General features: G+C 60.4%; 20 protein-coding genes. 10 read left to right on the top strand and 10 right to left on the bottom strand.

The features are described from left to right. Positions 1–10: 10 nt before the first annotated feature. The 8 genes from rseP to rpsB form a co-directional block, all read right to left on the bottom strand. Positions 11–1363 (bottom strand): sigma E protease regulator RseP, encoded by a 1353-nt coding sequence (rseP, locus tag AACY08_RS11170; RefSeq protein ID WP_339427100.1) that lies wholly within the window; start codon positions 1361–1363, stop codon positions 11–13. A 53-nt stretch (positions 1364–1416) separates the two neighbouring features. Further along, the gene (gene ispC, locus AACY08_RS11165; protein ID WP_339418147.1) at positions 1417–2607 is read right to left on the bottom strand and encodes a 1-deoxy-D-xylulose-5-phosphate reductoisomerase; all 1191 of its coding nucleotides are present in this window, start codon (positions 2605–2607) and stop codon (positions 1417–1419) included. Beyond that, positions 2604–3410 carry a phosphatidate cytidylyltransferase gene (locus AACY08_RS11160; protein WP_339418148.1) on the bottom strand — a complete coding sequence of 269 codons (807 nt, stop codon included), beginning with the start codon at positions 3408–3410 and terminating at the stop codon, positions 2604–2606. The genes ispC and AACY08_RS11160 overlap by 4 nt, the downstream gene beginning before the upstream one ends. Continuing rightward, positions 3411–4166 (bottom strand): polyprenyl diphosphate synthase, encoded by a 756-nt coding sequence (uppS, locus tag AACY08_RS11155; protein ID WP_339418149.1) that lies wholly within the window; start codon positions 4164–4166, stop codon positions 3411–3413. A 17-nt stretch (positions 4167–4183) separates the two neighbouring features. Then, the gene (gene frr, locus AACY08_RS11150) at positions 4184–4741 is read right to left on the bottom strand and encodes a ribosome recycling factor (protein WP_049709667.1); all 558 of its coding nucleotides are present in this window, start codon (positions 4739–4741) and stop codon (positions 4184–4186) included. Further along, positions 4738–5481 (bottom strand): UMP kinase, encoded by a 744-nt coding sequence (gene pyrH, locus AACY08_RS11145; RefSeq protein ID WP_003172271.1) that lies wholly within the window; start codon positions 5479–5481, stop codon positions 4738–4740. Before pyrH ends, frr begins: the two co-directional genes overlap by 4 nt. Before the next feature lie 210 nt (positions 5482–5691). Next, positions 5692–6555, bottom strand: coding sequence for a translation elongation factor Ts (gene tsf / locus AACY08_RS11140; RefSeq protein ID WP_314563261.1), 864 nt, complete (start codon positions 6553–6555; stop codon positions 5692–5694). Positions 6556–6758: 203 nt separating this feature from the next. Further along, positions 6759–7496 (bottom strand): 30S ribosomal protein S2, encoded by a 738-nt coding sequence (gene rpsB / locus AACY08_RS11135; protein WP_049709669.1) that lies wholly within the window; start codon positions 7494–7496, stop codon positions 6759–6761. Between the two features lie 387 nt (positions 7497–7883). On the opposite strand from rpsB, the gene map reads away from it, so the two are divergent. The 3 genes from map (at position 7884) to dapC (ending at position 12788) form a co-directional block, all read left to right on the top strand. Next, positions 7884–8678, top strand: a complete 795-nt coding sequence (map, locus tag AACY08_RS11130) for a type I methionyl aminopeptidase (RefSeq protein ID WP_065872446.1) — start codon at positions 7884–7886, stop codon at positions 8676–8678. A gap of 64 nt (positions 8679–8742) precedes the next feature. Continuing rightward, complete coding sequence (locus AACY08_RS11125) at positions 8743–11445, top strand: [protein-PII] uridylyltransferase (protein WP_339469468.1); 2703 nt, start codon at positions 8743–8745, stop codon at positions 11443–11445. A gap of 143 nt (positions 11446–11588) precedes the next feature. Beyond that, positions 11589–12788 carry a succinyldiaminopimelate transaminase gene (dapC, locus tag AACY08_RS11120; protein WP_339469467.1) on the top strand — a complete coding sequence of 400 codons (1200 nt, stop codon included), beginning with the start codon at positions 11589–11591 and terminating at the stop codon, positions 12786–12788. 12 nt (positions 12789–12800) lie between these two features. Here the strand turns inward: dapC and AACY08_RS11115 are convergent, their stop codons facing one another. Further along, the gene (locus AACY08_RS11115; protein WP_339469466.1) at positions 12801–14444 is read right to left on the bottom strand and encodes a Na+/H+ antiporter; all 1644 of its coding nucleotides are present in this window, start codon (positions 14442–14444) and stop codon (positions 12801–12803) included. Positions 14445–14697: 253 nt separating this feature from the next. Between AACY08_RS11115 and AACY08_RS11110 the strand changes: the two genes are divergently transcribed. The 4 genes from AACY08_RS11110 to AACY08_RS11095 all read left to right on the top strand — a co-directional run bounded on the left by AACY08_RS11110 (position 14698) and on the right by AACY08_RS11095 (position 17753). Beyond that, the gene (locus AACY08_RS11110) at positions 14698–15006 is read left to right on the top strand and encodes an arsenate reductase (protein ID WP_231984831.1); all 309 of its coding nucleotides are present in this window, start codon (positions 14698–14700) and stop codon (positions 15004–15006) included. 32 nt (positions 15007–15038) lie between these two features. Further along, a complete protein-coding gene (gene dapD, locus AACY08_RS11105) occupies positions 15039–16073 on the top strand; it encodes a 2,3,4,5-tetrahydropyridine-2,6-dicarboxylate N-succinyltransferase (protein WP_339469465.1) in 1035 nt (344 codons plus the stop codon). Positions 16074–16137: 64 nt separating this feature from the next. Beyond that, positions 16138–17343 carry an aminotransferase class V-fold PLP-dependent enzyme gene (locus AACY08_RS11100; protein WP_339418161.1) on the top strand — a complete coding sequence of 402 codons (1206 nt, stop codon included), beginning with the start codon at positions 16138–16140 and terminating at the stop codon, positions 17341–17343. After that, entirely contained in the window at positions 17340–17753 is a 414-nt protein-coding gene (locus tag AACY08_RS11095; RefSeq protein WP_339418162.1) for a SufE family protein, read from the top strand. The genes AACY08_RS11100 and AACY08_RS11095 overlap by 4 nt, the downstream gene beginning before the upstream one ends. A gap of 130 nt (positions 17754–17883) precedes the next feature. Here AACY08_RS11095 and tcdA read toward each other — a convergent pair whose 3' ends face one another. After that, positions 17884–18693 carry a tRNA cyclic N6-threonylcarbamoyladenosine(37) synthase TcdA gene (gene tcdA, locus AACY08_RS11090; RefSeq protein WP_370467832.1) on the bottom strand — a complete coding sequence of 270 codons (810 nt, stop codon included), beginning with the start codon at positions 18691–18693 and terminating at the stop codon, positions 17884–17886. Positions 18694–18910: 217 nt separating this feature from the next. Here tcdA and AACY08_RS11085 point away from each other — a divergent pair, with 217 nt between their 5' ends. The 3 genes from AACY08_RS11085 to AACY08_RS11075 all read left to right on the top strand — a co-directional run bounded on the left by AACY08_RS11085 (position 18911) and on the right by AACY08_RS11075 (position 23707). Beyond that, complete coding sequence (locus AACY08_RS11085) at positions 18911–21502, top strand: glycosyltransferase (protein ID WP_339435883.1); 2592 nt, start codon at positions 18911–18913, stop codon at positions 21500–21502. Between the two features lie 244 nt (positions 21503–21746). Further along, positions 21747–22898 carry a succinyl-diaminopimelate desuccinylase gene (dapE, locus tag AACY08_RS11080; protein WP_065872455.1) on the top strand — a complete coding sequence of 384 codons (1152 nt, stop codon included), beginning with the start codon at positions 21747–21749 and terminating at the stop codon, positions 22896–22898. Next, a complete protein-coding gene (locus tag AACY08_RS11075; protein WP_339469464.1) occupies positions 22898–23707 on the top strand; it encodes a putative RNA methyltransferase in 810 nt (269 codons plus the stop codon). Before dapE ends, AACY08_RS11075 begins: the two co-directional genes overlap by 1 nt. Position 23708: the final 1 nt, after the last annotated feature.

Genomic DNA, 23708 nt, shown 5'->3' with positions numbered 1-23708 from the left:
CAGCGAAGCGTTACAGTCGACCCAGATCGTTGACCAAGGCTAATAACATCACCCCGACCACCAAACTGATACCGATCTGTATCCCCCAACCCTGCACCCGATCCGACAAGGGGCGACCACGCACCCACTCGACCAGATAAAACAACAGATGCCCCCCATCCAATACTGGAATGGGCAACAAATTCAGAACACCCAGGCTAATACTCAGATAAGCCAGGAAATTCAGGAAATCCGCGACACCCGACTGGGCAGAAGCGCCCGCCACTTTAGCAATGGTTATCGGTCCACTCAAGTTTTTTACCGAGAGCTCGCCGAACAACATTTTCTTGAGGGATTCCAGGGTCAGCACACTCATGGTCCAAGTGCGTTTTGCACCCTCGCCAATTGCTGCCAACGGCCCGAAGCTGACCTCACGCACCATCGATGGCGGCCAGTCGACACCTTTGACCCCGGCACCGAGGTAACCCCCGGCCGCCTTGGCTTCCCCGCGAACAGACAAGGTCACAGGGACGTCGATTTGAGCACCGTCGCGCTCAACTTTCAGCAGAATTTTAGTATCAGGACGTACACGGACCAGGTCGACTACTTGCTGCCAGTCGCCCAGCGCCTGTCCATCGAGGGCCAACAGCCTATCGCCTGTTTTCAGGCCAGCGGCCTGGGCCGGACCTTTCGGATCGAGCTCCGCCAGGACTGGCGGCAAGGCCGGACGCCATGGACGTATGCCCAGGGACTTGATCGGATCAGGTTCATCAGCGCCCTTGAGCCAGTGGTCGAGGGTCAGATCACGCGGGGTTTCGGTAGTCGAGTCCTGCTCACGCACCACCACATTGACGATGCCGCTTTCGCCCAGGCGGCGCACCAACTGCAGATTGACCGCGCCCCAACCTGTGGTGGGCTCGCCATCAATGGAAACAATTTCCTGCCCGGCAACCAGGCCGGCTTTGGCGGCAATACTGTCCGACTCGACCGCACCGATGACCGGACGCACCTGCTGGCTGCCCAGCATGGCGAGGACCCAGAAGAACACCATCGCCAACAGGAAGTTGGCGATCGGGCCAGCGGCAACAATGGCAATACGCTGACGAACGGTCTTGCGGTTGAAGGATTGGTCCAATTGATCTGCCGGCACTTCGCCTTCGCGCTCATCGAGCATCTTGACGTAGCCACCCAGCGGGATCGCGGCGATCACGAATTCGGTGCCTTGGCGGTCACGCCAGCGCAACAGCGGCATGCCGAAACCGACGGAAAAGCGCAGTACCTTGACGCCGCAACGACGCGCGACCCAGAAATGGCCGAATTCGTGGAAGGTAACCAGCACACCCAGAGCAACCAGGGTGCCGACGATCATGTAAAGCGCACTCATCTAATTTCTCCGCATTCCAATCCAGTGCCTAAAGGCTCAAACCCGCCCAAAGACTAACGCGCGTTCCGACTCAACCATTGCTCAGCCAGGGCTCGAGCCTTGGCATCAGCCTCGAATACCGCCCCCAGATCATTCACCGCCACCACAGGTTCAAGCGCCAGGACGCCCTCGATGATACTCGCGATCTGCGGAAAGCGGATGCGCCGTTCGAGAAACGCTGCCACAGCCACTTCATTCGCGGCATTCAGCATCGCCGGCGCGCTGTTACCCGCTTCGGCAGCTTGCCGCGCCAGGCGCAGGCAAGGAAAGCGCTGCTCGTCCGGCGCCTCGAAGTCCAGACGGGCCACGGCAAACAGGTCCAACGGCGCCACACCGGAGTCAATCCGCTCCGGCCAGGCCAAGGCATTGGCGATGGGTGTGCGCATATCGGGATTGCCCAACTGCGCCAATACCGAACCGTCCACGTAATCAACCAGCGAATGAATCACACTTTGCGGGTGAATCACCACCTCGACCTGATCCGGGCGCGCATCGAACAGCCAGCACGCCTCGATCAACTCAAGCCCCTTGTTCATCATGCTCGCCGAATCAACCGAGATCTTGCGCCCCATGGACCAGTTCGGATGAGCGCACGCCTGGTCAGGCGACACATCCTCCAACTCAGCCAACGGAGTTTGCCGGAAAGGACCACCAGACGCCGTCAGCAGAATCCGACGCACGCCAACCTGACTCAAGCCCCGGGCGTAGTCACCCGGCATGCATTGGAAAATCGCATTGTGCTCGCTATCGAGGGGCAGCAACACGGCGCCGCTTTTGCGCACCGCCTGCATAAAGAGTGCACCAGACATCACCAGCGCTTCTTTATTGGCCAGCAGGATCTTCTTGCCGGCATCGACAGCAGCCAGGGTCGGACGCAAACCGGCCGCACCGACAATAGCGGCAACCACGGTATCCACGTCAGCGTCAGCCGAGACCTGGCACAACCCCTCCTCCCCGACCAACACCTGAGTGGCAAGCCCGGCAGCTCGCAGATCATCCTGCAGGCCACGAGCCGCGGCCGCTTCAGGCACCACGGCAAAGCGCGGCGAATGACGCACGCACAAAGCCAGCAGCTCGCTCAAGCGGGTAAACCCGGTGAGGGCGAAGACCTGATAGCGATCAGGATGACGCGCAATCACGTCAAGGGTACTCAGCCCTACCGACCCCGTCGCACCCAGCACGGTTATTTGTTGCAGGCGGCTCACGAAGCCGTCATCCACAACAGCACGGCGAAGATCGGAATGGCCGCGGTCAAGCTGTCGATGCGGTCCAGCACGCCGCCATGGCCCGGCAGCAGGTTGCTGCTGTCCTTGATCCCGGCCTGGCGCTTAAACATGCTTTCAGTGAGGTCACCCACCACCGAAATGAACACCACGATGGCCGTGGCCAACAGCGCCAGGAAGATTTCCTTCACCGACCAGCCACGCACGACACCCACTACCAGCGTGATCACCAGCGTTAGTGCCAGGCCGCCGTAAACGCCTTCCCAGCTCTTGCCCGGACTGACCGCCGGCGCCAGCTTGCGCTTGCCGAAGGCCCGGCCGGAAAAGTAGGCACCGATATCAGCGCCCCAGACCAGCACCATCACAGCCAGAATCAACCAGTTACCCATTGGGTAACGCTTGATTTCCACCAGCCCTTGCCACGCAGGCAAGAGGATCAACAAACCAATCACCAACTTGCAGGCAACGGTGGACCATTGGCCACTGGTACGCGGATAGGTCAACACCAGGAACGTCGCCAGCGCCCACCACAACACTGCCGCCCCCAACACCCAAGGCGCAAGGTCCGGCAGGATGTACAAGAGAAACGCCAGGGCAGCCACGACAGTGGCATACACCACACGCGGCAATTGCGCGCTGAAACCCGCCAGGCGCGCCCACTCCCAGGCACCCAGGGTGACGACCAGGCCGATAAACAGCGCAAAGCCGGAACCCTCGAGCAGGAAAAACCCACACAAGGCAATCGGCAACAGGATCAGTGCTGTGATGATTCGTTGTTTAAGCATTTAAACCCGGGCTCCAGCTTCGATCTGCTCGCTCGTTTTACCGAAGCGACGCTGACGGGAAGCGAAATCGGCCAGTGCTTTACGCATGGCATCGTGTTTGAAGTCCGGCCAGAACAGGTCGGAGAAGTACAGCTCGGTATAGGCCAACTGCCACAACAGGAAATTGCTGATGCGGTGCTCACCACCGGTACGGATGCACAAGTCAGGCAACGGCAGGTCGCCGGTGACCAGGCAGGTTTGCAACAGTTCGGGCGTAATGTCGTCGGGACGCAGATGGCCGGCCTGCACTTCGCGGGCCAGCCGTTGCGCGGCCTGGGCGATATCCCACTGGCCACCGTAATTGGCTGCGATCTGCAGCACAAAACGCTCGGCGCCAGCGGTAATGGCCTCGGCTTCGCGCATGGCGGCTTGCAGTTCCGGATGGAAGCGCGAGCGATCACCAATGATACGCAGGCTGATGTTGTTGTCGTTGAGGCGCTTGGCCTCACGACGCAAGGCCTTGAAGAACAGGTCCATCAAGGCACTGACTTCTTCGGCGGGCCGCTGCCAGTTCTCACTGGAGAAGGCGAATAAAGTCAACACTTCGACCTTGGCCTCGGCACACACTTCAATCACAGCCCGTACCGCATCGACACCCGCTTTATGCCCGGCGACACCCGGCATAAAGCGCTTTTTCGCCCAGCGATTATTCCCATCCATGATGATCGCGACATGGCGCGGCACCACGGAGGGTACAGTCTGCTTGGTCTTTTCCATGAAGGCGTCCTGACCCCTTATACGGCCATCAGGTCCTTTTCTTTTTCTTCCGTGGCCTTGGTGATCTGGGCCTCGGCATCTTTGGTCAGCTTGTCGATATCAGCAACGGCACGGCGCTCTTCGTCTTCGCTGATTTCCTTGTCCTTGACCAATTTCTTCAGATCACCCAAGGCATCACGACGAATGTTGCGCACGGCAACCCGCGCATCTTCAGCTGCGCTACGCGCCTGCTTGGTGAAGCCCTTGCGGGTTTCTTCAGTCAGGGCTGGCATGGAAATCAGCAGCAACTCGCCCAGATTGGTCGGGTTGAGGTTCAGACCGGCGCTCTGGATAGCCTTGTCGACGGCGCCGAGCATGTTGCGCTCAAAGGCGACGACTTGCAGGGTGCGCGAGTCTTTTACGGTGATGTTGGCCACTTGGGTGATGGAGGTATCTGCGCCGTAATACGGCACCATCACGCTGCCCAGAATGCTTGGGTGAGCCTTGCCTGTACGAATCTGACCAAATGCATGGTTCAGGGAGTCCAGGGATTTCTGCATACGCTCTTGAGCGTCTTTTTTGATTTCGTTGATCATTGTTGGCCTTCCTCGATCAGAGTCCCTTCTGCGCCGCCATGTACGATATTCAGCAGGGCACCGGGTTTGTTCATGTTAAATACGCGTAGTGGCATCTTGTGGTCGCGGCACAGGCAAATAGCAGTCAGGTCCATCACACCCAATTTGCGATCCAGCACTTCATCGTAGGTCAGATGATCGAACTTCTCGGCATGCGGGTCTTTGAATGGATCTGCGGTGTACACGCCGTCTACCTTGGTCGCCTTGAGCACCACGTCAGCATCGATCTCGATGGCGCGCAGGCACGCTGCCGAGTCGGTGGTGAAGAACGGGTTACCTGTGCCAGCGGCGAAGATCACCACTTCCTTGGCGTTCAGGTGGCGCATGGCTTTGCGGCGGTCATAGTGATCGGTCACGCCGACCATGGAAATAGCCGACATCACGATAGCCGAGATATTGGCGCGCTCCAGGGCGTCGCGCATGGCCAAGGCATTCATCACAGTGGCCAGCATGCCCATGTGGTCGCCTGTGACCCGATCCATGCCGGCCGCACTCAGTGCCGCGCCGCGGAACAGGTTACCGCCGCCGATCACCAGGCCGACCTGAACGCCGATACCGACCAGTTGGCCGACTTCCAGCGCCATGCGGTCGAGCACTTTGGGATCGATCCCGAACTCTTCCGAGCCCATGAGGGCCTCGCCGCTAAGCTTGAGTAGAATGCGTTTATAGCGAGCCTGATAACCACTGCCCTGCTGAGCCATTGCGAATCTCTCCTGCGGCGTATTTTCAAAAATTCTTGGCGAGCCGTTTACGGCTTGCGTTCACTCTAGCTGGACGCTGCTACAGCGCCATCGGAACACGGCTTTGTAAGCCAGTTCCGAAGGGATGCCAATTAAAATCGGCCTTCCCATTTGAAAAGAGGCTGCGCGCGTGAGCGGGCAGCCTCTTTCGGGCGACAGTTGAAAACTGTCTTATTGCTTGGCGGCAGCCAGCTGGGCAGCAACTTCTTCAGCGAAGTTGTCGACCGGCTTCTCGATGCCTTCGCCTACTTTAAAGTAGGTGAAGGAAACGATTTCAGCACCGGCTTTCTTAGCCAGTTCGCCAACCTTGATTTCAGGGTTCTTGACGAACGCCTGCTCAACCAGGCTCGCTTCAGCCAGGAACTTGCTGATACGGCCTTTAATCATGTTTTCAACGATGTTTTCTGGCTTGCCGGCGATCTTGTCAGCATTGAGGCTCAGGAACACAGCTTTTTCGCGTTCGATGGCGTCAGCGGACACTTCCGATGGCAGCAGGAATTCAGGGTTGCTGGCCGCTACGTGCATAGCGATGTCTTTGGCCAGTTCAACGTTGCCGCCTTTCAGGACAACAGCTACGCCGATTTTGTTGCCGTGCAGGTAACCACCCACAACATCACCTTCAACGCGAACCAGGCGACGGATGTTGACGTTTTCGCCAACCTTGCCGACCAGTACCAGGCGAGCAGCTTCTTGAGCTTCGATCAGCGGCTCAACGGTGGTCAGCTTGTCGTCGAATGCTTTCTGGACGCTGGCAGCAACGAATGCCTTGAAGTCGTCTTGCAGAGCGAGGAAGTCGGTCTGCGAGTTCACTTCCAGCAGAACGGCGGCTTTACCGTCTTCAACCAGAGCGATAGCGCCTTCGGCAGCCACGTTGCCGGCTTTCTTGGCAGCCTTGATGGCGCCCGAGGCACGCATGTCGTCGATGGCTTTTTCGATGTCGCCGCCGGCCTTGGTCAAGGCCTTTTTGCAATCCATCATGCCTTCGCCGGTACGCTCACGCAGTTCTTTAACCAACGCTGCAGTAATCTCTGCCATTTCAAAATCCTCTTGGATAGGTTTTCAACCATTCCACCCGATCAAACGGGCGATCAATTCTTCCCGAATCACCCTTGTAGGCCGCTGCACGTTACAGTCGCTAGGTTGCGCTGCCACAAATGGGCGCCGACAAATGGTTTTCAAGGTGGCAAAAAGGGGGCCAAGCCCCCTTTTTGCTTACTGAGTCAACGCCAGGGCGTCAATTACTCAGCTGCGGCTACCGGAGCTTCTTCAACGAACTGCTCGGCACCACCAGCAACGTGGTTGCGACCACGGATTACAGCGTCAGCCATCGAACCCATGTACAACTGGATAGCGCGGATTGCGTCATCGTTGCCTGGGATGATGTAGTCAACGCCTTCCGGGCTGCTGTTGGTATCGACTACGCCGATAACAGGGATGCCCAGCTTGTTGGCTTCGGTGATCGCGATGCGCTCGTGATCAACGTCGATAACGAACAGTGCGTCAGGCAGACCGCCCATGTCCTTGATACCACCCAGGGAACGATCGAGCTTTTCCAGGTCGCGAGTGCGCATCAGCGCCTCTTTCTTGGTCAGCTTGGCGAAAGTACCGTCTTCGGCTTGCACTTCAAGGTCACGCAGACGCTTGATGGAAGCACGGATGGTTTTGAAGTTGGTGAGCATGCCGCCCAACCAGCGGTGATCGACGTACGGCGAACCGCAACGTGCTGCTTCTTCAGCAACGATCTTGCCAGCGGAACGCTTGGTGCCGACGAACAGAATCTTGTTTTTGCCCTGAGCCAGGCGCTCTACGAAAGTCAAAGCTTCGTTGAACATAGGCAGGGTTTTTTCAAGGTTGATAATGTGGATCTTGTTACGCGCGCCGAAAATGTATTTACCCATTTTCGGGTTCCAGTAACGGGTCTGGTGACCGAAGTGCACACCGGCCTTCAGCATATCGCGCATGTTGACTTGGGACATGATAGTTCCTTAATAAGTCGGGTTTGGCCTCCACGTATCCCAATGACCAACCAGCGGCATCAAAGCCTCCGGCACCCAGGTCATCGTGTCGACACGTGTGTGGATTTAAGCTCTGCGGGGCATCCCCGGAAAGCGGCGCATTTTATACCACAGCATCGGCAAAAACGGAACACGCAATCACATTTGCCGCCGGTCGCTTTCGTGTAACCCCTTGAATAGAGCCAACATCGCCCTACCTTATAGAAAGAAGCGATCATCAGAGGCTCATGATTTGACGCCATCGTCTGTTAGAATCGCGTTTTTTGTGGCTTGTGCGAATTCTGTAACCTCTTGTCGCACGCCCGTAAACCGTATTGATTTCAGCGCGTCGCGCTAGAGAGAGCCTGTATGACCGTTAGTTTGAAAACCGCCGAAGACATCGCCGGCATGCGCATCGCCGGCAAACTGGCTGCCGACGTGCTGGAAATGATCGCCGAGCACGTCAAGCCCGGCGTTACCACCGAGACCCTCAACCAAATCTGCCATGACTATATCGTCAACGTGCAGGGTGCTATCCCTGCGCCGTTGAACTACAAAGGCTTCCCCAAGTCGATCTGCACCTCGGTCAACCACGTGGTCTGCCATGGGATTCCCGGTGACAAACCATTGAAGGACGGCGACACCCTGAACATCGACGTTACCGTGATCAAGGACCGCTACTTCGGCGACACCAGCCGCATGTTCCACGTCGGCACCGTGCCGGTCTGGGCCGAGCGCCTGTCCCAGGTGACCCAGGAATGCATGTACAAGGCCATCGAAATCGTCAAACCGGGTTGCCGCCTGGGCGACATCGGCGAAGTGATCCAGAAGCACGCTGAAAAGAACGGCTTCTCGGTGGTGCGCGAATTCTGCGGCCACGGTATCGGCACCGTGTTCCACGAAGAGCCACAGATCCTGCACTACGGCCGCGCCGGCACTGGCATGGAGCTCAAGGCAGGCATGACCTTCACCATCGAGCCGATGATCAACCAGGGCAAGGCCGATACCAAAGTGCTGGGCGACGGCTGGACCGCCATCACCAAGGACCGCAAGCTCTCGGCCCAGTGGGAACACACCCTGCTGGTCACCGAAACCGGCTATGAAATCTTCACCCTGCGCGCCGACGACACAATCCCGCGCACTTCAGGTGCTGCTTCGGCGTAACGGTTGCTTAGGTTTTCCCCCACTGTGTTGTGACTGACTGATTAATAGAAAGGAAAGCCGATCGATGCCCCAGGTGGATCCCGAACTCTTCGACCGTGGCCAGTTCCAGGCCGAACTGGCCCTGAAGGCGAGCCCCATCGCCGCGTTCAAGAAAGCTATCCGCCAGGCCCGCGAGGTGCTCGATGCGCGCTTTCGCAGCGGCCGGGACATCCGTCGGTTGATCGAAGACCGCGCCTGGTTTGTCGATAACATCCTGCAAAAGGCTTGGGAGCAGTTCAGCTGGAGCGAAGACGCCGACATCGCCCTGGTGGCGGTCGGCGGCTACGGCCGTGGCGAACTGCACCCCTACTCCGACATCGACCTGCTGATCCTGCTGGACAGCGCCGATCATGAGATCTTTCGCGATTCCATCGAGCGTTTTCTGACGCTGTTGTGGGACATCGGCCTGGAAGTCGGCCAGAGCGTACGCTCGGTCGACGAATGCGCCGAAGAGGCCCGCGCCGACCTCACGGTGATCACCAACCTGATGGAAAGCCGCACCATCGCCGGCCCCGAGCGCCTGCGCCAGCGCATGCTCGAAGTCACAAGCACCGCGCACATGTGGCCGAGCAAGGAGTTCTTCCTGGCCAAGCGCGCCGAGCAAAAGGCCAGGCACCACAAGTACAACGACACCGAATACAACCTGGAACCCAACGTCAAAGGCTCACCGGGCGGGCTGCGGGATATCCAGACGATTTTGTGGGTTGCCCGTCGCCAATACGGCACCTTGAACCTGCGGGCACTGGCCGGTGAAGGCTTCCTGGTGGAAAGCGAGAACGCCCTGCTGGCCTCGTCCCAGGATTTTCTGTGGAAGGTGCGCTACGCCCTGCACATGCTCGCGGGGCGCTCCGAAGACCGCCTGCTGTTCGACCATCAGCGCTCCATCGCCACCCTGCTGGGGTTTGAAGGCGAAGACGCAAAGACCAGCATCGAAAGCTTCATGCAGCAGTATTACCGGGTGGTCATGAGCATTGCCCAGCTCAGCGACCTGATCATCCAGCACTTCGAAGAGGTGATCCTGGCCCCTGAAGACGAAGCGCCGCCGCAACCGATCAACGCGCGTTTCCAACTGCACGACGGCTATATCGAAGCGCGCAACGACAATGTGTTTCGCCGCACGCCGTTCGCCATGCTGGAAATCTTCGTGCTGATGGCCCAGCAGCCGGAAATAAAAGGCGTGCGCGCCGACACCATTCGCCTGCTGCGGGAAAACCGTCACCTGATCGACGACGATTTCCGCAACGACATCCGCAACACCAGCCTGTTTATCGAGCTGTTCAAGTGCAAAATCGGCATCCACCGCAACCTGCGGCGCATGAACCGTTACGGCATCCTCGGGCGCTACCTGCCGGAGTTCGGCTTTATCGTCGGGCAAATGCAGCACGACCTGTTCCACATTTATACCGTGGATGCGCACACCCTGAACCTGATCAAGCACCTGCGTAAGGTGCAGTACACCCAGGTGTCAGAGAAATTCCCTTTGGCCAGTAAGCTGATGGCCAAGTTGCCCAAGCCCGAGCTGATCTACCTGGCCGGCTTGTACCACGACATAGGCAAGGGCCGGCATGGCGACCACTCCGAGATCGGTGCGGTGGATGCCGAGGCGTTCTGCCAGCGCCACCAGTTGCCGCTGTGGGACAGCCGCCTGATCGTCTGGCTGGTGCAGAACCATTTGGTGATGTCCACCACCGCCCAACGCAAGGACCTGTCCGACCCACAGGTGATCCACGACTTCGCACAGATCGTCGGCGATGAAACCCACCTCGACTACCTGTACGTCTTGACCGTCTCCGACATCAACGCCACCAACCCGACGCTGTGGAACTCCTGGCGCGCCAGCCTGTTGCGCCAGCTGTACACCGAGACCAAGCGCGCCCTGCGCCGCGGCCTGGAAAACCCGGTGGACCGCGAAGAGCAGATCCGCCGCACCCAAAGCGCGGCGCTGGATATATTGGTGCGCGGCGGCAACGACCCAGACGACGTCGAACAACTGTGGTCGCAACTGGGCGACGATTACTTCCTGCGCCACACCGCTGGCGACGTGGCCTGGCACACTGACGCGATCTTGCAGCAGCCAGCCGATGGCGGCCCGCTGGTATTGGTCAAGGAAACCACCCAGCGCGAATTCGAGGGCGGTACGCAGATATTCATTTATGCGCCGGACCAGCACGACTTCTTTGCTGTGACGGTAGCCGCCATGGACCAGCTCAACCTCAACATCCATGACGCCCGGGTCATCACCTCCAGCAGCCAGTTCACCCTCGACACTTATATCGTGCTCGACACCGATGGCGACTCAATTGGTGACAACCCAGCACGCGTGAAAAAGATCCGCGAAGGCCTGACCGAGGCCCTGCACAACCCTGACGACTACCCGACCATCATCCAGCGCCGGGTGCCGCGTCAGCTCAAGCATTTTGCGTTTGCCCCCCAGGTGACCATCTCCAACGACGCCCAGCGCCCGGTGACGGTGCTGGAACTCAGCGCCCCGGACCGCCCGGGCCTGCTGGCGCGGATCGGTGGGATTTTCCTGGAGTTCGACCTGTCGTTGCAGAATGCCAAGATCGCGACCCTCGGCGAGCGCGTGGAAGACGTGTTCTTCATCACCGACGCCGACAACCAGCCGCTGTCCGACCCGGAACTGTGCCGCCGCTTGCAGAAAGCCATCGAGCAGCAATTAAGCGTGACTCAGGAACCGAGCGTCGAACTGACGCGCCTGACTATATGAATTTTTAACTTTGTAAACACGATCCCTGTGGAAGCTGGCTTGCCTGCGATGGCATCGCTGCGGAGTCTCTGGTGTACCGCGGCGTCCCCATCGCAGGCAAGCCAGCTCCCACAGAGTCTGTGCTCACCGTGATAGAGGCTTACATGAACAACGCCCTGAACCAGCTGCAGCCCTACCCGTTCGAGAAACTGCGCGCCCTGCTGGGCAGTGTCACGCCGAACCCGGACAAACGCCCGATCGCGCTGTCCATCGGCGAGCCGAAGCACAAATCCCCGACCTTCGTGGCCGAAGCGCTGAGCAATAACCTTGACCAGATGGCCGTGTACCCGACCACCCTGGGCATTCCCGCACTGCGCGAGGCCATCGGCGCCTGGTGCGAGCGCCGCTTCAATGTGCCCAAGGGCTGGCTCGACCCGGCGCGCAACATCTTGCCGGTCAACGGCACGCGTGAAGCGCTGTTCGCCTTCACCCAAACCGTGGTCAATCGCGGCGACGATGCGCTGGTGGTGAGCCCGAACCCGTTCTACCAGATCTACGAAGGCGCCGCGTTCCTGGCCGGGGCCAAGCCGCATTACCTGCCGTGCCTGGCCGCCAATGGCTTCAACCCGGATTTCGATGCCGTGACGCCGGACGTCTGGAAACGCTGCCAGATCCTGTTCCTGTGCTCCCCTGGCAACCCGACCGGCGCGCTGATACCGGTCGACACCCTGAAAAAACTCATCGCCCTGGCCGACGAATACGACTTCGTGATCGCTGCCGACGAATGCTACAGCGAACTCTACTTCGACGAGCAAACCCCGCCGCCGGGCCTGTTGAGTGCCTGCGTCGAGCTGGGTCGCCAGGACTTCAAGCGTTGCGTGGTGTTCCACAGCCTGTCCAAGCGCTCCAACCTGCCGGGCCTGCGCTCCGGTTTTGTGGCCGGCGACGCCGACATTCTCAAGGCTTTCCTGCTATACCGCACCTACCACGGTTGCGCGATGCCGGTGCAAACCCAACTGGCGAGCATTGCTGCCTGGCAGGACGAAGCCCACGTGCAGGCCAATCGTGATCTGTACCGCGAGAAATTCGATGCGGTGCTGGCGATCCTCAAGCCAGTACTGGACGTGCAAAACCCCGACGGCGGTTTCTACCTGTGGCCGAATGTCGAAGGTGATGACGCCGCTTTCTGCCGGGATCTGTTCGTAGAGGAACACGTCACTGTGGTGCCAGGCTCGTACCTGTCGCGGGAAGTCGACGGTTTCAACCCCGGCGCCGGGCGTGTGCGCATGGCGTTGGTTGCCCCCTTGGCGGAGTGTGTGGAAGCGGCGGAGCGGATTCGCGATTTTATTCAGCGTCGCCGCTAACGGCCATCTGGGTCATTTCACATGACCCAGATGAGCCTCACTCATATCCAACTCGGCCAACACTTCCCTCAAGACGTCGTCACCAATCTGGTGATGACGGCTCAAGCTGTACAACTCCAAGCGCTGCGCGCGCAGGGCCTTCAGACGCAACTTGCGCTCAAGCAGGTCCATCTGCCGCGCCAGCGCCTGGGCTTCGGCTGAGTCGTTGAACACGTTCAACTGATGGCGATACTCCGACATCAGGCGAGCCTTGAGTTCGGTCGCGAGCGCAGCCTGGGCGGCGTCCTGGGTTTCGCTTTCCGCCGGTTCTTCAGACTCCAGCGCATGGATTGCAGCCACTGCGGTCTTTTTCCAGGCCTCGCGCACTTCGTTATGGCGCTTTTCATCGGGGCTCTTTTCGATCCCGCGCAACAGCAGGGGCAAGGCGATGCATGCGGCGATCAGCGACAGCAGGATCACCCCGGCAGCAATGAAGATCAGCAAATCGCGCTCGGGGAAATCCTGGCCCGGCGCCAGCAGCAACGGCACTGACATCACACCCGCCAGCGTCACCGCACCGCGCACACCACCGACGGTCAGCAGCCAGCAAGAGCGTGCAGTCGGCACCAGCGTCAATTCACTTTTCCCACGAATCCGGCGCAATAAACCCGACAGCCGCCAGATGCTCTGCACCCAGATGAAACGCAGCACCACCAGCACCAGAAAGATCGCGACCACATCCAGGCAGCGATAAAACAATGTCGGCCACAAAGTCGGCTCGTGACTGACCACGGCCTTAATGATGTCCGGCAGTTGCAGGCCCAGCAGCAGGAAAATCAAGCCGTTGAAGGCAAACTCCAGCAACGACCACACACTGCGATTGAGCAAGCGGGTGCTGGTTTGGCGGGGTAGCAGGTCGAGCCAGCTTTGCATCATGCCCGCCGCCACCGCCGACAAAATGCCCGATGCGCCCAAGCGCTCAGCCAGCACATAGGCGGCGAACGGTAGCAGCAACATAAACACCACGTGAGTCGCCGGGTCGTCCCAGCCTCGCGCGATCATCCACGCACGCAGTCGCCCGACCAGCCAGCTCAATGCCACCCCCACGGCCAGGCCGCCCAGGGCGACCAACACAAATGTCAGGCTGGCATCCGCCAGGGAAAACACGCCAGTCAACGCCGCCGCCAGGGCAAACTTGAAGGTCACCAAGCCCGACGCATCGTTCATCAGGGCCTCGCCCTGGAGCATGTGCATCAGCGGCGTGGGCAGACGGTTCTGGGAAATGGCCGACACCGCAACGGCGTCCGTCGGTGACAACACAGCCGCCAGGGCGAAGGCCACGGGCAGCGGGATCGTAGGCAAAATCCAGTGAATGAAGTAACCGGCGCCCACCACGGTGAACAGCACCAGCCCCACCGCCAACGTCAGGATTGGCCCACGCAGGCGCCACAACTCACGCTTGGGCATGCGCCAGCCATCCGAGAACAGCAGCGGCGGCAGGAACAGAAACAGGAACAACTCCGGGTCCAGCGCCACGTGCAGCCCCAACGTGGGCCAGGCCAGCAAAGCGCCCGCTGCGATCTGCACCAAGGGTAACGGCAGGGGGATGACACGCCCGACCAGACGCGAAACGCTGACCAACATCAGTAGGATAAGAACGGTGTAGGCGGTTTGCATAACGCGGGTTTCCCGGACAATCGACTCGCAACGACACATGAGGCAACAACTCGCCGTTGAAGTGCCATATTACCCACCTATGCTGCCGGCTGGCATTTGCACATAAGTCTCACGCCAGCATGACGAGGGGCACCAGAGGCCGCTGGTCGTGGCATAATCCGTAACCTTTCCATTTCATTCGCTCAAAGGGGGCAATTCCTTGACCGCTTCAAGCAAAACGTTGCACCTTTTCGGCATCAAAGCCTGCGACACCATGAAAAAGGCCCGCACCTGGCTCGATGAGCACGCTGTGAGCTATGAGTTCCACGACTATAAAACGGCCGGTATCGACCGCGAGCACTTGACCCAATGGTGCAACGAGCACGGTTGGCAGGTGGTTTTGAACCGTGCGGGCACCACCTTTCGCAAACTCGAAGACGAACGCAAAGCCGATCTCGATCAGTCGAAAGCCATTGAATTGATGCTCGCACAACCCTCGATGATCAAGCGCCCGGTGCTCGATCTCGGTGACAGAACCCTGATTGGCTTCAAGCCAGAAAGTTATTCGGCGGCCCTCAAGTAGGCCAGCCTTCCATTTTTTGTAGAGGTAACACCATGTCCCATTCCCTGTTCAGCCTGGGCTTCGGCGTCGGCACTCAGAACCGCCAAGGTGCTTGGCTGGAAGTGTTTTACGCACAACCGTTGCTCAACCCATCGGCTGAAATCGTCGCGGCGATCGCGCCGATCATCGGCTACACCGAAGGCAACCAGGCAATCACCTTCACCGTCACCCAGGCCCTGCAAATGGCTGACGCGCTCAAAGGCGTCGACGCTACCCAAGCTGCCCTGATCAGCCGCCTGGCTGAAAGCCACACGCCGCTCGTGGCCACCTTGCTGGCCGAAGACGCTGCACTGACCTCCACGCCTGAGGCTTACCTCAAGCTGCACCTGCTGTCTCACCGCCTGGTCAAGCCACACGGCCTGAGCCTGGCCGGTGTGTTCCCGCAGCTGCCGAACGTAGCCTGGACCAGCCAAGGTGCGATCGACATCAATGAGCTGGCCGAACGCCAGCTGGAAGCGCGCCTGCGTGGCGATCTGCTGGAAGTGTTCTCGGTAGACAAGTTCCCGAAAATGACCGACTACGTAGTGCCGAGCGGTGTGCGTATCGCTGATGCGGCGCGTATCCGCCTGGGCGCCTACGTGGGCGAAGGCACCACCGTGATGCACGAAGGTTTCGTCAACTTCAACGCCGGCACCGAAGGCCCGGGCATGATCGAAGGCCGTGTATCGGCGGGCGTGTTCGTCGGCAAGGGCTCTGACCTGGGCGGCGGTTGCTCCACCATGGGCACCCTGTCGGGTGGCGGCAACATCGTGATCAAGGTCGGCGAAGGCTGCTTGATCGGCGCCAACGCCGGTATTGGTATCCCGTTGGGCGACCGCAACACCGTCGAATCGGGCCTGTACGTGACGGCCGGGACCAAGGTTGCGCTGCTGGACGAGCAGAACCAACTGGTCAAAGTGGTCAAGGCGCGCGAGCTGGCCGGCCAGCCGGACCTGCTGTTCCGCCGTAACTCCGAGACCGGTGCCGTGGAGTGCAAAACCCACAAATCGGCTATCGAACTGAACGAAGCGCTGCACGCTCACAACTAAGCAGCCACTCGATGCCACTAGCGGGCCCCTCCCCTGGGGCTCGCTTATACGAGTCTTGATCACCATGCTTGTGCCCTCCCCCTGGCGCGCCGATTTCCCGGCCATCGCCACCCTGCAACGGCAAGACCAGACTTACCTGGACAACGCCGCCACCACGCAAAAACCCCAAGCCTTGTTGGATGCCATCAGCCATTACTACGCCAATGGCGCAGCCAATGTGCACCGCGCCCAGCATTTGCCGGGAGCCCATGCGACACAGGCGTTCGAAGACAGTCGCAGCAAGGTCGCGCAATGGTTGAATGCAGGTGACAGCGGGCAGATTGTGTTTACCCACGGCGCGACCTCTGCGCTGAACCTCCTGGCTTATGGCCTGGAGCATTTATTCAATGCGGGCGATGAGATTGTCATCAGCGCCCTCGAGCACCACGCCAACCTGTTGCCGTGGCAGCAGTTGGCCAAACGTCGCGCGCTGACGCTGGTGGTATTGCCACTTGGCGAGGACGGCGTGATCGACCTGCAAGCCGCCGCCGAGCTGATCGGCTCGCGCACACGCCTGCTGGCGGTGAGCCAGCTGTCCAACGTGCTCGGCGCGTGGCAGCCGCTGGAGGCCCTTCTCGCGCTGGCCCAGCCCCACGGTGCCCTGACCGTGGTCGACGGCGCCCAAGGCATCGTCCATGGCCGCCACGACGTGCAGGCCCTGGGTTGCGACTTCTACGTATTTTCCAGCCACAAACTGTACGGCCCGGACGGCGTCGGCGTGCTGTTTGGGCGCAATGACGCCCTGCATCACCTGCGCCACTGGCAGTTTGGAGGAGAAATGGTGCAAAAAGCCGACTACCACAGCGCCAGTTTCCGTCCCGCGCCGCTGGGTTTCGAGGCCGGCACACCGCCGATTGCCAGCGTGATTGGCCTGGGCGCCAGCCTGGATTACTTGAGCTCGCTGGATCAGCCAGCGGTGGTCGCCCATGAAGCAGCCCTGCATGACTACCTGTTGCGTGGGCTCAAGGCGCGCAATGGCGTGCGCGTGCTGGGTTCGCCACAGGTGGCGTTGGTCAGTTTTGTGGTCGACGGCGTGCATAACGCCGACCTTGCGCACCTGCTGACCGAGCAAGGTATTGCCGTGCGCGCGGGTCATCACTGCGCGATGCCGTTGCTCAAGGCAATGCACCTGTCGGGGGCGATCCGCGTATCCCTGGCGCTGTATAACGACTCCGATGACCTGGAACGCTTTTTTGAAGCGCTGGACCAGGCCCTGGATATGTTGCGATGAGTGTGCCGGTGGATGCGGTCAGCGCGCTTGAAGCCTTTCAAGCCGTCGGTAGCTGGGAGCAACGCGCGCGGATGTTGATGCAGTGGGGCGAGCGTATGCCGGCCCTGGCGGATGAAGATAAGGTCGACGCCAACCTGGTCCAGGGCTGCGAAAGCCTGGTGTGGTTGGTGGGGCGTTTGCAGGATGGGCATTGGCAGTTTGCGGCGAGCAGCGATGCGCGGCTGATTCGCGGGCTGGTGGCGTTGCTGCTGGCACGGGTCAATGGGTTGTCGGCGGCTGAGTTGCAAGGGGTGGATCTGCCTGACTGGTTCAACCAGTTGGGCCTTTCCCGTCAACTGTCACCGTCGCGCAGCAATGGCCTGAACGCGGTCCTCAAGCGCATGCGAGAACTAAGCCCTACACAAAACTAAATGTGGGAGCGGGCTTGTGTGGGAGCTGGCTTGCCTGCGATACAGGCACCTCGGTCTATCCGGCACACCTCGGTGATGCTATCGCAGGCAAGCCAGCTCCCACATTTTGAGCGGTGCACGGCATTAAGTTTTAAGCAGACTTGACCCGTTCCGACGGCCGCCGCACCCCAGCCACAATCTTGTCCACTGCCTTGGTCGCCGCCACCATGCCGAACGTGGCCGTGACCATCATCACCGCGCCAAACCCACCGGCGCAGTCCAGCTTCACGCCATCCCCGACAAAACTCTTCTGCAAACATATACTGCCATCCGGCTTGGGATAGCGCAGTTGCTCGGTGGAAAACACGCACGGCACGCTGTAATGGCGGGTCACGGTGCGTGAGAAACCATAGTCGCGACGCAGCGTGGAGCGCACTTTCGACGCCAGCGGGTCATTGAAGGTGCGGTTCAGGTCGCAGACCTGGATCAGCGTCGGGTCGATCTGGCCGCCGGCGCCGCCGGTGGTGATGATCTGGATCTTGCGGCGCTTGCACCAGGCAATCAATGCAGCCTTGGCGTTAACGGCGTCAATGCAGTCGATCACGCAGTCGATATCCGGCGTGATGTACTCGGCCATGGTGTCGCGGGTCACAAAGTCCGCCACCGCATGCACGGTGCAATCCGGGTTGATGCCCTTCAGGCGCTCGGCCATCACCTCGACCTTGGGCTTGCCCACGGTGCTGTCCAGCGCGTGCAACTGGCGGTTGCTGTTGCTGACGCAGACATCGTCCAGATCAAACAGCGAAATCTCGCCCACCCCGCAACGGGCCATGGCTTCCGCCGCCCACGAGCCCACGCCGCCGACGCCGACGATTGCCACGTGGGCCGCTTTCAAGCGTTCCAGGCCTTCAATGCCATACAAACGGGCGACGCCTGCAAACCGTGGATCTTCTGTGCTCATGACCATTACCCCAAAAACCGGCGCGCATTATGGACTACGCAGCGACAAGTTCGAAGCGACAAGCTACAAGTAAAGAACTTAGATGGCCTTTCGCTGAATAATGTCCAGTTTTTCTCTGCTTGCTGTACGGTCAGGGAAGGGCCGGTGTAGGATGCGCGCCGTTCGGCGCAGGCCGACACCTCTTTTCGTTCCACACCTTTTGGAACCTGACATAACCATGGCATCGCGTAAATTTGGACTCAACCTGGTGATCGTGCTGGCAATTGCCGCACTGTTCACCGGTTTCTGGGCGCTGATCAACCGCCCGGTCACTGCTCCCAACTGGCCTGAGCAGATCTCCGGTTTTTCCTACTCGCCGTTCCAGCAAGGTCAGTACCCACAGAAAAACCAGTTCCCGACCGACGATCAGATGCGTCGCGACCTTGAGATCATGAGCAAGCTGACGGACAACATCCGTACCTACTCGGTCGACGGCACCCTGAGCGACATCCCCAAGTTGGCGGAAGAATTCGGCCTGCGCGTGACATTGGGGATCTGGATCAGCCCGGACCTTGAACGTAACGAGCGGGAAATCCAGCGCGCCATCGAAATCGCCAACACCTCGCGCAGTGTGGTGCGGGTGGTGGTCGGCAACGAGGCGGTGTTCCGTAAGGACATCACGCCAGAAGCGTTGATCGTGCTGCTGGATCGAGTGCGCGCCGCTGTGAAAGTGCCGGTGACGACATCCGAGCAATGGGACATCTGGGAGAAGAACCCACAACTGGCCAAGCACGTCGACCTGATCGCCGCGCACATCCTGCCGTTCTGGGAATACATTCCAATGGACAAGGCCGGCCAGTACGTACTCGACCGCGCCAAGGATCTGAAGAAACTGTTCCCGAAAAAGCCGCTGCTGCTGTCGGAGGTTGGCTGGCCGAGCAACGGGCGCATGCGCGGCGGCAATGAAACGTCGCCGGCCGACCAGGCGATTTACCTGCGTACGCTGGTGAACAAGCTGAACCGTCAGGGCTACAACTACTTCGTGATCGAGGCGTTCGATCAGCCGTGGAAAGTCAGCGACGAAGGCTCGGCCGGCGCTTACTGGGGTGTGTTCAACGGCGCACGCCAGCAGAAATTCAACTTTGAAGGGCCGGTGGTCGCGATCCCGCAATGGCGCGTACTGGCCATCGGCTCGGTCATACTTGCGCTGCTGTCCTTGACCCTGTTAATGATCGACGGCTCGGCCCTGCGCCAACGCGGCCGGACCTTCCTGACGTTTATCGCGTTCTTGTGCGGTTCAGTGCTGGTGTGGATCGGTTACGACTACAGCCAGCAATACAGCACGTGGTTCAGTGTCACCGTGGGCATCCTCTTGGCCCTCGGCGCCCTGGGCGTGTTTATCGTGTTGCTGACCGAAGCCCACGAACTGGCGGAAGCGGTATGGACTCACAAGCGCCGGCGTGAATTCCTGCCGGTGGAGGGGGAGTCGGACTACCGCCCGAAAGTGTCGATCCATGTGCCGTGCTACAACGAGCCGCCTGAGATGGTCAAACAGACCCTCGACGCCCTGGCCGCCCTCGATTACCCGGACTACGAAGTCCTGATCATCGACAACAACACCAAGGACCCGGCCGTTTGGGAGCCGGTGCGCGACTACTGCGAAACCCTGGGCCCGCGCTTCAAGTTCTTCCACGTCGCGCCCCTGGCAGGTTTCAAGGGCGGCGCACTGAACTACCTGATCCCGCACACCGCCAAGGATGCCGAAGTGATCGCGGTGATCGACTCCGACTACTGCGTGTCGCCAAACTGGCTCAAGCACATGGTGCCGCACTTCGCCGACCCGAAAATCGCCGTGGTGCAGTCGCCGCAGGATTATCGCGACCAGAACGAAAGCACCTTCAAGAAGCTCTGCTACGCGGAATACAAGGGCTTCTTCCATATCGGCATGGTCACCCGCAACGACCGCGACGCGATCATCCAGCACGGCACCATGACCATGACCCGTCGCTCGGTGCTTGAAGAACTGGGCTGGGCCGACTGGTGCATCTGCGAAGACGCCGAACTGGGCCTACGTGTATTCGAGAAAGGCCTGTCGGCGGCGTATTACCACGACAGCTACGGTAAGGGCCTGATGCCGGATACCTTTATCGACTTCAAGAAACAGCGTTTCCGCTGGGCCTACGGTGCGATACAGATCATCAAGCGTCACACCGCAAGCCTGTTGCGCGGCAAAGGCACAGAGCTGACCCGTGGCCAGCGCTACCACTTCCTCGCGGGCTGGTTGCCGTGGGTGGCGGACGGCATGAACATCTTCTTCACCGTTGGCGCGCTGTTGTGGTCGGCGGCGATGATCATCGTGCCGACGCGGGTCGACCCGCCGTTGCTGATTTTCGCGATCCCGCCGTTGGCGCTGTTTGTGTTCAAAGTCGGCAAGATCATCTTCCTGTACCGCCGCGCCGTGGGTGTGAACCTCAAGGATGCGTTCTGCGCAGCCCTGGCCGGCCTGGCGTTGTCACACACCATCGCCAAAGCGGTGCTGTACGGATTCTTCACCACCAGTATTCCGTTCTTTCGTACACCGAAAAACGCGGATAACCACGGCTTCTGGGTGGCGATTTCCGAAGCCCGCGAAGAGATGTTCATCATGCTGCTGTTGTGGGGCGCGGCGCTCGGGATTTACCTGGTGCAGGGCCTGCCAAGCAATGACATCCGCTTCTGGGTGGTGATGCTGCTGGTGCAGTCGCTGCCGTATGTGGCGGCGCTGATCATGGCGTTCCTGTCTTCCCTGCCGAAACCTTCGGTGAAGGCTGAGCCTGTCACAGCCGTGTAAAAACTTGCGCAATGCACTAAACGGCGGCCTCTGGCCGCCGTTTTGCTATAAGATAACGGCCGTTTTGCAAGACTTGGCATAGCCCCGGCTCTGTGTGGGAGCTGGCTTGCCTGCGATGCAGACGCCGCGGTCTGGCAGGTACACCGTGGCGATGCTATCGCAGGCAAGCCAGCTCCCACATTGGATCTGCACCGCTTCAAGTCCACATTCGTCCTGCGCCCATTACACGCTTCCGGAGTTTTTCATGACGGCCCATGCCGACCTTTCGCCGACCCTTCAACTTGCCATCGACCTGATCCGTCGCCCCTCGGTGACGCCGATCGACGCCGATTGCCAGAAGCTGATGATGCAGCGCCTGGGCGACGCAGGTTTTGCGCTGGAACCGATGCGCATCGAAGACGTGGACAATTTCTGGGCCACTCACGGCAAGCATGACGGCCCGGTGCTGTGCTTTGCCGGCCATACCGACGTGGTGCCGACCGGTCCGGTGCAGGCGTGGCAGAACGACCCGTTCGACGCGCTGATCGACGAAAACGGCATGCTCTGCGGGCGTGGCGCGGCAGACATGAAAGGCAGCCTGGCAGCCATGTTGGTGGCGGCGGAACGTTTCGTCACCGATTACCCGGACCACAAGGGTTCGGTCGCTTTCCTGATCACCAGCGATGAAGAAGGCCCCGCGCACCACGGCACCAAGGCGGTCATCGAACGCCTGGCCGCGCGCAAGGAGCGCCTGGACTGGTGCATCGTCGGTGAACCGTCAAGCACCACACTGGTGGGCGATGTGGTCAAGAACGGCCGTCGTGGCTCACTCGGCGCCACCCTGACCGTACGCGGTGTGCAAGGTCACGTGGCCTACCCGCACCTGGCGAAAAACCCGATCCATCTGGCCGCTCCGGCACTGGCCGAACTGGCCGCTGAGCATTGGGATGACGGCAACACGTTCTTCCCGCCGACCAGCTTCCAGATCTCCAACCTCAACTCGGGCACTGGCGCGACCAACGTGATCCCCGGTGAGCTGACAGCGGTGTTCAACTTCCGCTTCTCCACCGAGTCCACCGTGGAAGGCCTGCAGCAACGGGTTGCGGCGATTCTCGACAAGCATGGCCTGGACTGGCACGTGGAATGGGCGCTGTCGGGCCTGCCGTTCCTGACCGAGCCGGGCGCTTTGCTGGATGCGGTATCGGCGAGCATCAAGGCGATCACCGGTCGCGAGACCAAGGCGTCCACCAGTGGCGGCACCTCCGACGGGCGCTTCATTGCGACCCTCGGCACTCAAGTGGTAGAGCTGGGCCCGGTCAACGCAACGATCCACCAGGTCAACGAACGCATCCTCGCCAGCGACCTCGATGTGCTGACCGAAATCTATTACCAGACCCTGATCAAGTTGCTCGCCTGATGCTCGCGTGCCCCATTTGCAGCGCACCGCTCAACGCGGTCGACAATGGCGTGGCCTGCCCGGCCGGGCACCGTTTCGACCGTGCGCGCCAGGGTTACCTGAACCTGTTGCCGGTGCAGCACAAGAACAGCCGCGACCCCGGCGATAACCTGGCGATGGTGGAAGCGCGCCGCGACTTCCTCAACGCCGGCCACTACGCTCCCGTGGCAAAACGCTTGGCCGAGTTGGCCGCTGAACGCGCCCCGGCGCGCTGGGTCGACATCGGTTGCGGCGAGGGTTATTACACCGCGCAAATAGCCGACGCCCTGCCCCACGCCGATGGCTACGCGCTGGATATCTCCAAAGAAGCGGTCAAGCGCGCGTGCAAGCGCAACCCGACGCTGACCTGGTTGATCGCCAGCATGGCCCGTGTGCCCTTGGCCGATGCCAGTTGCCAGTTCCTCGCCAGTGTGTTCAGCCCATTGGACTGGCAGGAGGCCAAGCGCCTGCTCAGCACTGGCGGCGGCTTGATGAAGGTCGGTCCTACCAGCGGCCACCTGATGGAACTGCGCGAACGCCTGTACGACGAAGTGCGCGAATACACCGACGACAAGCATCTGGCCCTGGTGCCAGACGGCATGAGCCTGGCGCACAGCGAGACGCTGGAATTCACGCTGAGCCTGGCCGAGCCCCTGGACCGCGCCAACCTGCTGGCCATGACACCCCACGGCTGGCGCGCCAGTGCCGAGCGCCGCGCGCAAGTGATCGAGGCGGCCGAGCCGCTGCTGGTCACTGTGTCGATGCGCTACGATTATTTCGTGCTTAACTAAC

The sequence above is a fragment of the Pseudomonas sp. EL_65y_Pfl1_R83 genome (assembly GCF_963970695.1).
In the GTDB taxonomy this organism is placed as follows: domain Bacteria; phylum Pseudomonadota; class Gammaproteobacteria; order Pseudomonadales; family Pseudomonadaceae; genus Aquipseudomonas; species Aquipseudomonas tritici.
Note: the sequence above shows the minus strand (reverse complement) of the source record. Positions and strands in the feature narration are given on the sequence as shown.